The organism is Desulfocucumis palustris (assembly GCF_002933875.1).
GTDB lineage: Bacteria > Bacillota > Desulfotomaculia > Desulfotomaculales > Desulfocucumaceae > Desulfocucumis > Desulfocucumis palustris.
Genome location: NZ_BFAV01000045.1, coordinates 42,811 through 58,272 on the forward strand (window position 1 = coordinate 42,811; position 15,462 = coordinate 58,272).

The window sequence follows — 15,462 nt, forward strand, 5'->3', positions numbered from 1 at the left end:
GTGGTTTACTTTGAGCAAAACCCTGGTAATAGTGGAATCCCCGGCCAAGGCAAGAAGTATTGGTAAATTTCTGGGAAATAAATATAAGGTCCTGGCTTCCATGGGGCATGTCAGGGATTTGCCCAAAAGTCAGCTGGGAGTTGACGTGGAGCAAAGCTATAAACCCAAATACATTACCATCAGGGGCAAGGGAGACACCATAAAGGAACTGAAATCCGCCGTAAAAAAGGCGGATAAGGTTTTGCTGGCCTCCGACCCTGATCGGGAGGGTGAGGCTATCGCCTGGCATTTGCTTAAGCTGCTTGATATAGATGAAAGTGAGCCCTGCAGGATTGAGTTTAATGAAATTACCAAACAGTCCATACAAAACGCCGTAAAAAGACCAAGGCCCATTGATGAAAAACGGGTTGACGCCCAGCAGGCCAGGCGTATTCTGGACCGGCTGGTGGGATATAAGCTAAGCCCGCTGCTCTGGCGCAAGGTGAGGAAAGGCCTTAGCGCGGGCCGGGTCCAGTCGGTGGCGGTACGGTTGATATGTGACCGGGAAGAGGAAATTGACGCCTTTGTCCCCGAGGAGTACTGGACGCTCACCGCCAGGCTGACCAAAAAGGGACAAAATCCCTTCGAGGCAAAGTTGCACCGGATAGGCAAAAACAAAGCGGAAGTCCCCAGCCAGGAAAAAATGGACGGCATTATAGCGGACTTAAAAGGTGCTTCCTACAGGGTTGATAAAATAACCAGGCGGGAAAAGAACCGCCAGCCGTCACCGCCTTTCATTACCAGCAGCCTGCAGCAGGAAGCTTACCGTAAATTGAATTTTACCGCCCGGAAGACCATGATGGTGGCCCAGCAGCTGTACGAGGGCATTGAACTGGGCAAGGAAGGCCCTGCGGGTCTTGTGACATATATACGCACCGACTCCGTAAGGGTGTCGGAAACGGCCATTGCCGAGGTAAGGGATTACATCGGAGGCAAATTCGGAAATAGCTACCTGCCGGCCACCCCCAGGCGGCTGACGGCCAGGAAAAAGGCCCAGGATGCCCACGAGGCCATCAGGCCCACTGCTGTTTCCAGGGAACCCGAGGCCATCAAGGGTTTTTTGACGGCGGAGCAGTACAAATTATACAAACTGATCTGGTCAAGGTTCGTAGCCAGCCAGATGAGCCCCGCGGTTATCGATACCACCAGCGTGGATATACTGGCAAAGGATTATACTTTCCGGGCCACGGGTTCCATTGTGAAATTCAACGGCTTCATGCAGGTATATATCGAATCCACCGACGACGGCGAGAAGGAAAAAGACAACATTTTGCCCGAGCTTGCGGAGGGCGATCTTCTGGAAGCCAGAAAACTGACGCCCAAACAACACTTTACCCAGCCGCCCCCGCGTTACACCGACGCTACCCTGGTAAAGGCGCTGGAGGAAAAGGGTATAGGAAGGCCCAGTACCTATGCGCCCATTGTGGAAACAATACTAAAGCGCGGCTACGTGGTTAGGGAAAGCAAACAGTTCTATCCCACGGAGCTGGGTATGATTGTGGTCAAACTGCTTAAAGACCATTTCCGGGACATTATTGACGTGGAATTCACGGCGGAAATGGAAGAAAAGCTTGATGACGTGGAGGATGGGGAGCAGGATTGGGTAAGGCTTCTGGATGATTTCTACCGCCCCTTTGACACAACCCTGAACAGGGCGGAGGAAGAAATTGGCAGGGTGGACATAGCCGACCAGGTTACCGAAGAAATATGCGAGCAGTGCGGCCGCAACATGGTTATAAAGATGGGGCGTTACGGCAAGTTCCTTGCCTGCCCCGGTTTTCCGGATTGCAGGAACACCAAGCCCCTGCTGGAACCGACCGGTGTGAGTTGCCCCCGCTGCAGCGGCGAACTGGTGCTGCGCCGGAGCAAGAAAGGTCGAGCTTTTTATGGCTGCAGCAATTACCCGGACTGCGATTTTGTAGTATGGGACCGGCCCAGCAACGAAAAATGCCCCCAGTGCGGCGGCATTACAGTGGTTAAAAAGGTGCGCGGCAAGGAAGAGCACAGGTGCGTGGACGCAAACTGTCCCGCCGGAGTGAAAGCCCGGGGGTCCGGAGAAAAAACCGCCGCAGCGGCCTCTAAAAGCGAAACCCGGGATAAAGAGGCGGCCAAGCAGAAGAAACGCGCCGGTAAGGCCGCGGGCCCGGCGGCTAAAAAATCTTCCAAAGCCGCTTCGGGAACCGGTAAAGCCGCCAAAACAAAAAAGACTGTTAAAGCAAAGGTTGCTTTGTGAAAATTGAAGGGGGGTTTTGGTCCGTGCCAGGATGTGGCTGGGACCGGAACTATTGCAATATATAACTGTTGTGGGGGCGGGATTGGCCGGTTCGGAGGCTGCCTGGCAGCTGGCCGGCAGGGGATATAAGGTCAAACTTTATGAGATGAGGCCCCAAAAGTCCACTCCCGCCCATCACACCGGATTGTTTGCCGAACTGGTGTGCAGCAACTCATTAAGGGCTGCCGCCATGGAAAATGCCGTTGGGCTGCTTAAAGAGGAAATGCGCCGCCTGAATTCATTAATCATGGAGTGCGCCGACGCCACCAGGGTGCCGGCGGGGGGCGCGCTGGCCGTGGACCGTGATTCCTTTGCGGGTATGGTTACCGCCAGGCTTACGGAACACCCCAATGTGGAGATTGTCAGGCGGGAAGTGACCACAATCCCGTCCGGCGGAGTTGTGGTGCTGGCCGGCGGTCCCCTCACCTCGGAGGAACTGGCCGGGAACATTCAAGCCCTGACGGGGCAGGAATATCTTTACTTTTATGACGCGGTGGCTCCCATAGTGACCAGGGAATCCATCAATATGCAAAAGGCGTTTATTTCCTCCCGTTACGACAAGGGGGAGGCCAGCTACATCAACTGTCCCATGGACAAAGACCAGTATCTGAGGTTTCGTGAGGAACTTGCCAATGCCGGGCGGGCCCCCAGGAAGGAATTTGAAAAGGAAATAAATTTTGAAGGCTGTATGCCAATTGAAGTATTGGCCGGACGGGGTCCGGACACCATGCGCTACGGCCCGCTAAAGCCGGTGGGACTGACGGATCCCAACACCGGCAGGAGACCCTATGCGGTGATCCAGCTAAGGCAGGACAATGCCGCGGGAACCCTCTACAATCTGGTGGGCTTTCAGACCCATTTGCAGTGGAGCGAACAGCAAAGGGTTTTCAGGCTCATACCCGGGCTGGAAAACGCCGAGTTTGTAAGGTACGGCGTAATGCACCGGAATACTTACATAAATTCGCCGGTGGTCTTAAACCCCACTTTTGAGTGCCGTCTCAGGGACGGGCTGTTTTTCGCGGGGCAGATAACCGGGGTCGAGGGATATGTGGAGTCGGCGGCAGCCGGCTTAATGGCCGGAATTAACGCCGGTCTGAAATACAGCGGCAAACCCTTGCTGATTTTTCCCCGGGAAACGGCCCACGGTGCCCTGGCAGCCTATATCACGGGCGCCGACCCCAAAAACTTTCAGCCCATGAATATAACAATGGGTCTGCTGCCGCCTCTGGAACAGGTGATAAAGGACAGGAAAAAGCGCAATTCATTGATAGCCCAGAGGTCTCTTGACACCCTTGAGCGGTTTATTACGGCAAACTTACATTGATTGGGATATTCCTCTTCCTATAGTCAGGCCTTTAATATGGAGGAATGTCCCCTTACAAACCTTGGGGACATTCCTCCTCCTAAACCCGGACCCTGAATTAGAGGCGTGTCCCCATACATACGTTGGGGACATTCCTCGCCCGAAAGCCGGGCCCCAAATCAGAGGTGTGTCACCTTACATACGTTGGGGACATTCCTCACCCAAAAAGCCGGGCCCCAAATTAGAGGTGTGTCCCCTTACCTTATTAAGACTGGTGAATATTATGTATAACTACATTGATAGCTTTATGGCTTACATGGAGACGGAAAAAAACGCTTCTGCCCACACCCTGGAGAATTATCACAGGGATATCATGCAGGGGCTGGATTTTTTCTCTGTTGAGACCGGCAAAAAGGATATGGAGATAACCCCGGCCGATATTAGCCTGGGATTGATAAGAATGTTTCTGGCGGATTTGCGGTTAAAGGGTCTGGCTAAATCCTCGGTTTCCAGAAAAATAGCCGCCTGGCGCTCCTTTTTCCGGTATCTGGGCAGGGAGGGGATTATAGAGAAAAACCCCATTAGGGGGCTTTCCCCTTTGAAGCCGGACAGAAAACTGCCAAAATTTTTATACCAGGACGATTGCTTCAGGTTGCTGGAATTGCCGGCCCGGGACAATCCATTGGGTTTGAGGGACAGAGCCCTGATGGAGGTTTTATACGCCGCGGGGCTGAGAGTTAGCGAGTTGGTGGGACTGGACAAGGGCAATATGGATGTGCGTGACGGTGATTTAAAAGTATACGGCAAGGGTTCCAAGGAAAGGGTGGTGCCCCTGGGCTCTTACGCCGTTAAAGCTCTTCTTGATTATCTGAATAACGGCAGGCCGCGGCTTGCCGCGGCTAATTCCGGTGAAGCGGTTTTTCTTAACGCCCGGGGAGGCCGTTTGACCGACAGGGGAGTAAGGACAATATTAAATAAATACGTGACCCTGTTGAGCCTGGAAAAAGGCGTGAGTCCGCACACACTGAGGCACACCTTTGCCACCCACCTTTTGGACAGGGGCGCGGATCTGCGCGCCGTACAAGAATTGCTGGGGCATTCAAGGCTGTCCACCACCCAGATATATACTCACCTTACCAGACAGAAATTAAAAGAGGTTTATCAAAAAGCCCATCCCAGGGCCTAAAAGAGAATGTCAATAAAGTACGGGCGGCAGGCATATATTTTAATGCGGTATCGGCCGGTTCACTTTTTTTAAATTTTGTGTTATCATTTATTTTTTTAATAGCAATATATTTTAAAAGATAAATAGGTTAGGGACGCAACTTTGCCGGAGTCTGGCTTTGGGGTTGGGAACGTCCCCAATTTAACGAAAAAGAGGTATTGGAATGTTTCATGCCACAACCATCGTTGCGGTTAAAAAAGAGGATAAGGTGGCTCTGGCCGGCGACGGGCAGGTTACCTTCGGTCAGAATACCATTTTAAAACACAGCGCCAGAAAGCTTCGCCGCCTGTACAACAACAAAGTGCTGGCAGGGTTCGCGGGTTCAGTGGCCGACGCTTTCACCCTGTTTGAAAAATTTGAGGGTAAATTGGAAGCTTACCGGGGCAACCTCCAGAGGGCGGCGGTGGAGTTGGCCAAGGACTGGCGCACCGACAGGATGCTGAGACGGCTGGAGGCACTGCTGGTGGTTGCCGACAAGGAGCACTTGCTGGTGGTGTCGGGCAGCGGCGAGGTCATTGAGCCGGACGACGGGGTGATGGCCATTGGGTCCGGGGGATCGTACGCCCTGGCCGCGGCCAGGGCGCTGGTCCGGAACACCGATTTCCCCCCCGCCCGGGTAGCCAGGGAGTCGTTATCCATAGCGGCGGAAATTTGCGTTTTTACCAACGATCAGATAACGGTTGAGGAATTGTAAAAATTATTGCCGGCCTTTGCCGGCGCGGCAGGATGATCTTATATATTATGGAGGTTTATATTTATGGAAGCTCTTACTCCCAGAGCGATTGTGGCGGAGTTGGATAAATATATAGTGGGCCAGCAAAAGGCTAAAAAAGCTGTGTCCATAGCCCTGAGAAACCGTTACCGCAGAACCATGCTGCCCCGGGAATTAATGGATGAAGTGGTGCCCAAAAATATTTTAATGATCGGCCCCACCGGGGTGGGCAAGACCGAAATCGCCCGCCGCCTGGCTAAACTGGTCAAGGCCCCCTTTGTAAAAGTGGAAGCCACTAAATTTACCGAAGTAGGGTATGTGGGCCGGGACGTGGAGAGCATGATCCGGGAACTGGTGGAAACATCCATTCGGATGGTTAAAAGCGAGAAAATGTTCGGGGTGGAGGAAAAGGCCAGGGTCATGGCCGATGAAAGAATAGTTGAACTGCTGGCCCCCCTGCCCAGGCAGGATGTAAAACCCAAAAACCCCTTTGAGCTGATTTTCGGCGGAACCAAGCAGGAGCCCGACGCGGACAGGGAGCAGCAGCAGCTTGCCCGGCGGATTGAATTTGAGAGAGAGACCCTGCGGGAGAAGTTAAAAAAGGGGGAACTGGAGAGGGAGTACCTGGAGATAGAGGTTGAAGACAATTCCCCTCCCATGATGGAGGTTTTTACCGGTTCCGGCGTAGAGGAAATGGGCATAAATATAGGCGACATGCTGGGAAATATTTTTCCCAAGAAAAAGCGCAAGCGCAGGCTGACTGTGTCCGAGGCCAGAAAGATTCTTACCCAGCAGGAGGCCCAAAAACTTATTGATATGGATGAAGTTACCACCCAGGCCGTTGCCAGGGCCGAGGAGCATGGAATAGTCTTTCTGGATGAAATAGATAAAATCGCGGTGCGGGACGGCGGCAGCGGTCCGGATGTATCCAGGGGCGGCGTGCAGAGGGATATACTTCCCATAGTGGAGGGGTCCACGGTAATAACCAAATACGGTCCTGTGAAAACCGACCATATACTTTTTATTGCCGCCGGGGCCTTTCATATGAGCAAACCGTCGGATTTGATACCCGAACTGCAGGGCAGGTTTCCCATCAGGGTGGAACTGGACAGTCTTACTGAACAGGATTTTTTGCAAATATTGACAGAACCCCGCAATGCATTAATTAAACAATATACCGCTTTATTGGCCACAGAGGGCCTTGAGATACTATTTTCACAAAATTCGCTTGTCGAAATAGCTAAAATAGCTTATACTGTTAATGAGCAAACGGAGAATATTGGGGCAAGGCGCCTGCACACAATCATGGAAAAACTATTGGAAGATTTATCTTTTGAAGGTCCGGATTTGAAAGGCCAGACAATTAATATCGATCGCGCTTACGTATCTAATAAGCTCAACGAGGTAGCAAAGGACGAAGATTTAAGTCGTTATATTCTTTAAAGGAGTGAATTATTAGATTATGATGAGGAACTTGCTGGAGAAGACCCGGGCCATAAACAAGCTGTTACAGAAATCAGCGGGTTATCCGGTTGATTTTAAAGAAATCGCGGCCATACTAAGTGAAAATATAGGCGGCAGCGTATATGTCATCGACAGGCGGGGCAAGACCCTGGGATACAACTATCTAAAGGGATTTACCTGTGAGATAATGAGGGATATCGTTGAGTCCCCGGAAGGATTTCCGGCGGATTATAATGAAAGCCTGCTGCGTTTGACCGAAACCCATGCCAATTTTTGCCAGACCGTGAATTCCTGCGTATTTAGCCATGATAAAAAATGTAAATTCAATAACAAGATCACCACGGTGGTTCCCATCGTGGGCGCCGGTTCCCGCCTGGGAACCCTGGTTTTGGCCAAGTTTGATCATCATTTCACCGATGAAGACCTGATTTTGGCAGAATATGGGGCCACAGTGGTGGGCATGGAAATATTAAGGGCCAGAGCCGGAAGGATGGAAGAGGAAGCCAGAAAACGGGCAGCCGTACAGATAGCCCTGGGCACTCTTTCCTACTCGGAGCTGGATGCCGTGCAGCATATATTCAGACAGCTGGACGGTGACGAGGGACTTCTGGTGGCCAGCAAAATTGCGGATCGGGTGGGTATAACCAGGTCGGTGATTGTAAACGCCCTGAGAAAGTTTGAAAGCGCCGGGGTGATAGAATCCAAATCCCTGGGCATGAAGGGCACCTACATCAGGGTGCTGAACGACAGGCTGCTGGAAGAGCTGGACAGAATGAAACAACATTAACCAAAGCGTTTATGAATTGGGGTCAGATTTTACTTGTTGCTTTCTATGGAAAGTAACAAGTAAAATCTGACCCCAATAATTTTTTCATATAACTTGCAATGATATGACTTTTTATGTTAAAATACATGCTGGTGTTAAATACACACGCCGCCTGATCCTGGCATCGGTGTTACCTGTTGAGGGATTTTGGCAGGAAATGATTGCGGCGGAGGAAAAAACCGGAGGAGGTGTGTTTTTTAAGTGGCTGTTATTTCAATGAAGCAACTGCTGGAGGCTGGCGTCCATTTCGGCCACCAGACCCGCAGGTGGAATCCCAAGATGGCCCCTTATATTTTCACCGATAGGAACGGAATTTATATCATTGATTTGCAAAAGACCGTTCGCAAGGTGGAGGAGGCCTACAATTTTGTAAAAAGTCTGGCTGCCGAGGGAGAAAGCATTCTCTTTGTCGGCACCAAAAAACAGGCGCAGGAATCGGTAAGGGAAGAAGCTGAAAAATGCAGCATGTTTTTCGTTAACCAGCGCTGGCTGGGGGGAATGCTGACTAACTTCCAAACTATCCGCCGCAGGATTGACCGCCTGCATGAACTGGAAAAAATGGAGGCCGACGGCCGGATAAACCTGTTGCCCAAAAAGGAAATCGCCGAGTTGATGCACGAGAAGGAGCGTCTGAACAAGTTCCTGGGCGGCATCAAGGATATGAGAAAGCTGCCTGGAGCTCTTTTTATCATTGATCCGCGTAAAGAGCGTATTGCCGTGGCAGAGGCCCGGAAACTGGGTATCCCCATTGTAGCTATTGTTGACACAAACTGTGATCCCGATGAAATTGATTATGTTATTCCGGGTAATGACGACGCTATCCGGGCAGTGCGGCTTTTGACCGGCAAAATGGCCGATGCCGTGCTGGAAGGTAAACAGGGTGAGCAGTTAGAAGCGGCTGCCGCACAATAACCGTTTAATAAAGGTGGGGACCCCGTACGGAATTTACGGGTGAGCCCTGCCTTTTTTGTGGTTTGTGCAAAATCTGTCTCAGCTCCAAACAAGATTATAGATTGAAACAAAAAACATCGGGAAATAATATGTTAATAAATCGGTAAATAATGGATATCAATTAAAGGAGGATTATCATGGCGGAAATTTCTGCGGCATTGGTTAAGGAACTCAGGGAGCGTACAGGGGCGGGAATGATGGACTGCAAAAAAGCCCTTGCTGAAGTAAATGGTGACATTGACAAGGCTGTGGATTACTTGAGGGAAAAGGGTCTTGCCGCCGCAGCCAAAAAGGCCGGCAGGATAGCGGCGGAAGGTCTGGTGGAATCGTACATACACGGAGCGGGGCGCATCGGTGTTTTGCTTGAAATAAACTGTGAAACCGACTTTGTGGCTAAAACCGAGGATTTTAAAGCCCTGGCCCGGGATATCGCCATGCAGGTGGCTGCCTCAAAGCCTGAATTTGTGCGCCGTGAGGAAGTACCCGGGGAAATAATCGCCAAGGAAAAGGAAATACTCGCCGCCCAGGCCGCCAACGAGGGCAAGCCGGAAAAAATAATACAGAAAATGGTTGAGGGCAGGATAGAGAAATATTACAAGGAAGTTTGCCTGCTGGAACAGCCCTTTATTAAAGATCCGGATATCACCGTACAGCAGCTGATTACCGAGAAAATCGCCAAGATAGGGGAGAATATCTCCGTGCGCAGGTTTGTCAGGTATGAACTGGGCGAGGGCCTGCAGAAGCGGCAGGATGATTTTGCCGCCGAAGTGGCCGGAATGACAAAGAATTGTTAAGTATCCAAATATATCAAAGGGGTAGAGGAATTTCCGGGGAGCTGTAGAATTACATACTGGACGGGAGGTTTGATCCCGATGGCATTACCCAAATATCGCAGGGTTATTTTAAAACTCAGCGGAGAGGCGCTGGCGGGTAATAAGGGTTATGGTATTGACCCGGAGGTTGTGGCTTCCATATCGGCTCAGATTAAGGAGATAGTCAGTCATAACGTCCAGGTGGCGGTGGTTGTAGGAGGCGGCAACATCTGGCGGGGCGTAGCCGGGAGCACCAAGGGAATGGACCGTGCCACTGCGGATTACATGGGTATGCTTGCCACGATTATTAATTCCCTGGCCTTACAGGACGGCTTGGCCAAGCAGGATGTGGATTCCCGGGTTCAAACAGCCATTGAGATGAGGGAGGTAGCCGAGCCGTACATCAGGCGCAGGGCTATCAGGCACCTGGAAAAGGGCCGGGTGGTAATATTCGCCGCAGGTACAGGCAATCCCTATTTTTCAACCGACACCACGGCGGCCCTCAGGGCGGCTGAAATAGAAGCCGAAGTGATATTAATGGCTAAAATGGTAAACGGTGTTTATGATTCCGATCCCATGAAAAATGAAAATGCCCGGAAATTTGACCGGCTCACCTATATAGATCTTATAAACAGGGGGCTGGCGGTGATGGATACCACCGCTACTTCCCTGTGCATGGATAATTGCATTCCACTGGTTGTTTTCAATTTAAATGAAAAAGGCAATATAATGAAAGCAGTACTGGGTGAATCCGTCGGTACATATATCGGGGGTGATATGGTTGGCTAAGGAAATTATTGCTGAAACAGAAAACAATATGCAAAAGACCGTGGAAGTTGTTAAAAAGGAGTTTTCTTCCCTGAGGGCGGGCAGGGCCACGCCCGCCTTGCTGGATAAGATCAGTGTCAATTATTACGGTACGCCGACACCGTTAAATCAGCTGGCCAATATTTCCGTTCCGGAAGCCAGGCTATTGGTGATTCAGCCCTGGGAAAAAACAATAATACCTGAAATTGAGAAAGCCATTTTGAAATCCGACCTGGGGATTAACCCCAGCAGTGACGGAACCGTGATCCGTCTGGCCATTCCCCAGTTAACCCGGGAAAGGCGGGCGGAACTGGTAAAAGTGGTTAAAAAGAAGGCCGAGGAGGGCCGGGTGGCTGTCCGCAACCTTCGCAGGGATGCAAACGATGCCGTCAAGGCCAAGGAAAAAAAGGCCGAAATATCCGAGGACGAACTGCGCAGGGTCCAGGATGACGTGCAGAAGCTTACCGACAAATACATTAAAGAGATTGACGGCCTGGTATCAAGCAAAGAACAGGAGATTATGAACGTTTAATGCCTCCTGATGATTTGCAAAAACAGCTGCTTGCCCTGGAAATGAATGAAGCCATGGAAATATGCCGGAAAGCCGGAATTGATGTTGAAGTTCGTTATACCCGGCCGCCCGGAGGGAACCCTTCGGGGCGGAACAGGGTAGTCCGGTTCATATTATTGACCCCGGGAAAAGGCGAATTGACTGTTTCCCGGGAGGTTGAAGGAGAGGAGGTGTGATTTTTGGCTTACCGCATTACGGATGAGTGTCTGGCCTGCGGGACATGCATGGAGTCTTGCCCCAGCGAGGCGATTTCTGAAGGTGATATTTACAAGATTGACACCGATAAATGTGAAAGCTGCGGAACCTGCATTGATGCGTGTCCAACCGGAGCTATTATTGAGGAATAATGTAATTTACGCCCCCTCGTTTCCGGAGGGGGTTGTTTAATATATAGTTGATTGTATGGCGCTTTCCGTGTCATGCGCAAAGGGGTGGGGTCCAATTATTAGAAACCTGATAAATTTATGGCGGGGAGATAAAAATGTTTATCAGGATGAAAAATCCCTGATGGAGCAGTTGGATCTTTCCAGGCTTCCCCGCCACGTGGCCATAATAATGGACGGTAACGGCAGGTGGGCGCTGCGCAGGGGTATGCCCAGGGCTTACGGTCACAGGGCCGGGGTGGAGTCGCTTCGTGAAGTGGTCAGGGTTTCCGCCGAACTGGGACTGCAGGTTCTCACGGTGTATGCCTTTTCCACGGAAAATTGGAAACGCCCCCAGGAAGAAGTCGATATACTGATGGACTTATTGGTGGAGTACCTGCATAAAGAAATAGATGAGCTATGCGGCAACAACATCAGGGTGCGGGCCATCGGAAAAATAGGGGATTTGCCCCGGTCGGCCAGGGAAGCTCTTGATATCGCCGCCCGGAAGAGCGACAACAATACAGGCCTGACCCTTAATATAGCGTTAAACTATGGTGGCAGGACGGAACTGGTGGAGGCCGTGAAATCCATTGGTTTTAGCGTTGCCGGGGGGGTGCTGGACCCGGAGAATATAAACGAGAAGGTTATTTCGGACAATTTATATACAGCCGGCCAGCCCGACCCGGATATACTTATCCGGCCTGCGGGCGACTACAGGGTTAGTAACTTTCTGCTCTGGCAGCTGGCTTATACCGAGTTTTGGCTGACAACGGTAATGTGGCCGGATTTCAGGCGGGTTCACATGCTCCAGGCCATGGTTGATTTTCAGAAGAGAGACCGCAGATTTGGCGGATTAAAGAAGTAGGCTGGTGAATTGATTGCTGCGGTACAGAGTTATTAGTTCCATGTTTGGCATACCTTTAATATTGTTATCCGTCTGGTTCGGCGGGTGGTTGCTGCTGGCCATGACCGGGGCGATAATGTTTGCCGGTATATTTGAATTCACAACCATGATCCGGAAAATGCAGCTCAATCCCCCGGTAGCGGCTATGCTGGCAGGAATTCTCATGCTGCTGACCGGAGCCTGTTTATACGGGGAAAAGGGTTTAATCTGGGCCAACACCCTGGCAATTGCAGTGGTTTTGATTATGGTGGTAATACGGTTTCCTGCGTACAGTCTGCTGGACGGTGCTGCGGGCCTGCTGGGGATCCTTTATACAGGACTCTTTATATATTTTTATTTGCTGAGAACGGTATCCGAGGGGTGGATATGGCTTTTCTTCATGCTGGTGGCCACCTGGGCCTGCGATACGGCGGCTTATTTTGTGGGGAAAAAAATAGGCAGGCGCAAGCTGGCGCCACTCTTAAGCCCCGGGAAGACCGTTGCCGGAGCTGTGGGGGGAGTTGCCGCAAGCCTGGGCGCAGGGGTTGTTTTCTACTTTATTTATCCTTTCCTGCCGGCGCTGCATCTGGTCGCCATGGGGTTTATGCTCGGAATTGTTGCCCAACTGGGTGACTTATGGGAATCAGTCATGAAGAGAACCGCCAGTATAAAGGATACCGGAAACATAATTCCCGGTCACGGCGGAGTATTGGACCGTTTCGACAGCATGTTTTTTACCGCTCCTTTTGTATACTATTATTTGGCACTATTCAAAATAAGTTGAGGTGAGACCAGTTGTCCAGGTTTATACCCATTGGACTGGGTATTACCGTCTTGCTGTTTATTCTTTACCTGGCGGCTGAATATCTGGTTCCGGAGTTTATAATCATAACCTTTGCCACCATCAGGTTGCTGTCCCCTTTCATAGTGGCCATACTTTTGGCTCTTTTTCTGGAGCCGCTGGTGGGCGTGTTAGCCGGCAGGCTGAAGATGAGCAGGGCTGCCGCCGCCGGGGCCAGTATGCTGATGGTTTTTGGAGGCATTATTTTACTACTGACTTTGTTAACCACCAGGCTGGTGGCGGAGCTGATAGACCTTTCGGTTTCGCTGCCCCGTTATATAAAACCGGTTCAGGAGTTTATAACCGGTGCCGTGGAGCAGGGCAAGTTTTACTTTTTTCAGTATCCGGAACTGGCCGGCAATATAAGGGACAATCTGGGCGCAATCACTGAAAAGGCTTCCGGCATGGCGGGAGCGGTGGCCAACTTCCTGCTTGGTTTTGCCACCGGTGTTCCCGGGGCTGTGCTGGGGATTATAGTTACGTTTATTGCCACATACTTTTTTATAAAAGACCGCCATCTGATGGTAAAATTGTGGCTGAAAATAATGCCTTCCCCCTGGGGAGGGCGGGTTCTTGAGATTTCCAGGGCGGTGGCCGGGGCGTTCTTAAGTTATGTAAGGGCCCAGGCGGTATTGATTTCCCTTACCACACTGCAGGCTATAATCGGCCTTTATATCATAGGCGCGGAATATGCCCTGACCATGGGGTTGCTGATAGGTCTATTTGACGTTATGCCTGTTCTGGGTCCGGCGACTATTATTATGCCGTGGGCGGTGTGGGCCTTCATAAGCGGAAATATTGCCTTCGGCGTCAAACTGGTGGTGCTTTATCTTTTAATCTGGGTGGTGAGACAAACCCTGGAAGCCAGGGTGGTGGCGGCAAACCTGGGATTGCATCCACTGGCGGTGCTGGCGGCCATGTACATAGGATTAAAACTTATCGGAATAGCAGGGCTTATCGGTGGCCCGATATTGTTAATAGCAGTCCAGGCGGCCATAAAAGCCCAGGGATGGCCGAAAAGCTGATTATCCAACGAATGTTCGGTAGGGAAATAATCCCTTTCGAACCCAAGGCTCACATATATTTGTGCATAATTTTTTGGGCGGGGTGGTAGTTATTAAAGGGGTTTCTATTTTGGGGAGCACAGGCTCAATAGGATGCCAGGCGCTGGACGTTGTTTCCCGTTACCCGGAACGGTTTTTTGTTACGGCTCTGGCAGCCGGAAAAAATTGGCGGCTGCTTTCGGAGCAGGCAGCCCGTTTCAGGCCCGAACTGGTATCGGTGGCAGCTGAGAAAGACGCCCGTTTGCTGGAGGATAGCCTGCCTGAAGGATATAAGCCGGAAATACACTGGGGAGAGGAAGGGCTGATGGCCGTGGCTGCCTGCGCCGGAGCCGGCGTGGTGCTGACTGCCGTAACGGGGACCGCCGGACTTTTGCCTACTGTGGCGGCTATAAAGGCGGGAAAGGACATAGCCCTGGCCAATAAAGAAACACTGGTGGCTGCCGGCGAACCGGTTACAAAGCTTGCCTTTGACAAAGGGGTTAATATTCTTCCGGTGGACAGCGAGCATTCGGCCATCTGGCAATGCCTGTCGGGCAGGATTCCTGTTTCCCTGGCCCGCCGCGCCACCGGGCAAAGCGGCGGCGATGCCGGCGGGTTAACGGGTATTTGCAGCCGGGAAGTGGGCAATATAATACTTACGGCTTCCGGCGGGCCCTTTCGCCGGGAGCCGGAGGACCTGTCCGGGGTCACGGTTGAAATGGCTCTGGCGCATCCCAACTGGCAAATGGGAAAGAAGATTACCATTGATTCGGCCACCCTTATGAATAAAGGGCTTGAGGTTATAGAAGCCCACTGGCTGTTTGGGGTTGAATACTCCAGGATAAGGGTGCTGGTGCATCCCCAGAGTATTATTCATTCCATGGTTGAGTTTGTTGACGGTTCCGTTCTGGCCCAACTGGGCCTGCCGGACATGCGCCTGCCCATACAGTATGCCCTGGGTTATCCGGAACGTCTGAGCAACGACCTGCCGCGGATTAACTGGTTTGATTTGCGGGCGCTGACCTTCCAGGCGCCGGATTACAGCCGCTTTCCGCTTTTGCGGCTGGCCTTTCAGGCCGGGGAAGCCGGGGGCACCATGCCGGCGGCGCTAAATGCCGCCAACGAGGTGGCGGTGGAAGCCTTTTTAAACCGTAAGATTAATTTTTCTTCCATCTATGGCATTGTGTCCCGGGTTGTAGAAAACCATCGCCTCATATCCGGGCCGGACCTGGAGGAAATACTTGCGGCAGACCTGGAATCCCGCCGGGAAGCCAGGAAATATGCCGGTCTTACATAATGGAATAAACAACTGCGACGGTAGGGTCGCCTATATTTTCACTGAGTAGCA

At 51.5% G+C, this 15,462-nt stretch carries 16 protein-coding genes; all 16 read left to right on the top strand.

Going from position 1 to position 15,462, the window contains the following annotated elements; genetic code table 11:
* Positions 1 to 10: 10 nt before the first annotated feature.
* Entirely contained in the window at positions 11 to 2,272 is a 2,262-nt protein-coding gene (gene topA / locus DCCM_RS03900; protein WP_104371148.1) for a type I DNA topoisomerase, read from the top strand.
* Positions 2,273 to 2,303: 31 nt separating this feature from the next.
* On the top strand, positions 2,304 to 3,635 hold the full coding sequence (gene trmFO / locus DCCM_RS03905) for a methylenetetrahydrofolate--tRNA-(uracil(54)-C(5))-methyltransferase (FADH(2)-oxidizing) TrmFO (RefSeq protein WP_104371149.1): 1,332 nt from the start codon (positions 2,304 to 2,306) through the stop codon (positions 3,633 to 3,635).
* A 262-nt stretch (positions 3,636 to 3,897) separates the two neighbouring features.
* Positions 3,898 to 4,800 (top strand): tyrosine recombinase XerC, encoded by a 903-nt coding sequence (xerC, locus tag DCCM_RS03910; protein ID WP_104371150.1) that lies wholly within the window; start codon positions 3,898 to 3,900, stop codon positions 4,798 to 4,800.
* A gap of 202 nt (positions 4,801 to 5,002) precedes the next feature.
* The gene (hslV, locus tag DCCM_RS03915; protein WP_104371151.1) at positions 5,003 to 5,533 is read left to right on the top strand and encodes an ATP-dependent protease subunit HslV; all 531 of its coding nucleotides are present in this window, start codon (positions 5,003 to 5,005) and stop codon (positions 5,531 to 5,533) included.
* A 63-nt stretch (positions 5,534 to 5,596) separates the two neighbouring features.
* A complete protein-coding gene (hslU, locus tag DCCM_RS03920) occupies positions 5,597 to 6,994 on the top strand; it encodes an ATP-dependent protease ATPase subunit HslU (protein ID WP_104371152.1) in 1,398 nt (465 codons plus the stop codon).
* 22 nt (positions 6,995 to 7,016) lie between these two features.
* Positions 7,017 to 7,802 carry a GTP-sensing pleiotropic transcriptional regulator CodY gene (gene codY, locus DCCM_RS03925; RefSeq protein WP_104371256.1) on the top strand — a complete coding sequence of 262 codons (786 nt, stop codon included), beginning with the start codon at positions 7,017 to 7,019 and terminating at the stop codon, positions 7,800 to 7,802.
* Positions 7,803 to 8,042: 240 nt separating this feature from the next.
* Entirely contained in the window at positions 8,043 to 8,753 is a 711-nt protein-coding gene (gene rpsB, locus DCCM_RS03930) for a 30S ribosomal protein S2 (RefSeq protein ID WP_104371153.1), read from the top strand.
* Positions 8,754 to 8,929: 176 nt separating this feature from the next.
* The gene (gene tsf, locus DCCM_RS03935) at positions 8,930 to 9,586 is read left to right on the top strand and encodes a translation elongation factor Ts (RefSeq protein WP_104371154.1); all 657 of its coding nucleotides are present in this window, start codon (positions 8,930 to 8,932) and stop codon (positions 9,584 to 9,586) included.
* 78 nt (positions 9,587 to 9,664) lie between these two features.
* The gene (pyrH, locus tag DCCM_RS03940) at positions 9,665 to 10,393 is read left to right on the top strand and encodes a UMP kinase (protein WP_104371155.1); all 729 of its coding nucleotides are present in this window, start codon (positions 9,665 to 9,667) and stop codon (positions 10,391 to 10,393) included.
* Positions 10,386 to 10,943 carry a ribosome recycling factor gene (frr, locus tag DCCM_RS03945; protein WP_104371156.1) on the top strand — a complete coding sequence of 186 codons (558 nt, stop codon included), beginning with the start codon at positions 10,386 to 10,388 and terminating at the stop codon, positions 10,941 to 10,943. Before pyrH ends, frr begins: the two co-directional genes overlap by 8 nt.
* The gene (locus DCCM_RS03950) at positions 10,943 to 11,158 is read left to right on the top strand and encodes a hypothetical protein (RefSeq protein ID WP_104371157.1); all 216 of its coding nucleotides are present in this window, start codon (positions 10,943 to 10,945) and stop codon (positions 11,156 to 11,158) included. Before frr ends, DCCM_RS03950 begins: the two co-directional genes overlap by 1 nt.
* Before the next feature lie 3 nt (positions 11,159 to 11,161).
* Positions 11,162 to 11,329, top strand: a complete 168-nt coding sequence (fdxA, locus tag DCCM_RS03955) for a 4Fe-4S ferredoxin (RefSeq protein WP_104371158.1) — start codon at positions 11,162 to 11,164, stop codon at positions 11,327 to 11,329.
* A 160-nt stretch (positions 11,330 to 11,489) separates the two neighbouring features.
* Positions 11,490 to 12,212, top strand: coding sequence for an undecaprenyl pyrophosphate synthase (gene uppS / locus DCCM_RS03960; RefSeq protein ID WP_373855393.1), 723 nt, complete (start codon positions 11,490 to 11,492; stop codon positions 12,210 to 12,212).
* A 13-nt stretch (positions 12,213 to 12,225) separates the two neighbouring features.
* Positions 12,226 to 13,014, top strand: a complete 789-nt coding sequence (locus DCCM_RS03965) for a phosphatidate cytidylyltransferase (protein WP_231702642.1) — start codon at positions 12,226 to 12,228, stop codon at positions 13,012 to 13,014.
* A gap of 11 nt (positions 13,015 to 13,025) precedes the next feature.
* Positions 13,026 to 14,096, top strand: coding sequence for a sporulation integral membrane protein YtvI (gene ytvI / locus DCCM_RS03970; protein ID WP_104371160.1), 1,071 nt, complete (start codon positions 13,026 to 13,028; stop codon positions 14,094 to 14,096).
* 91 nt (positions 14,097 to 14,187) lie between these two features.
* Complete coding sequence (locus DCCM_RS03975; RefSeq protein ID WP_104371258.1) at positions 14,188 to 15,411, top strand: 1-deoxy-D-xylulose-5-phosphate reductoisomerase; 1,224 nt, start codon at positions 14,188 to 14,190, stop codon at positions 15,409 to 15,411.
* Positions 15,412 to 15,462 lie beyond the last annotated feature (51 nt).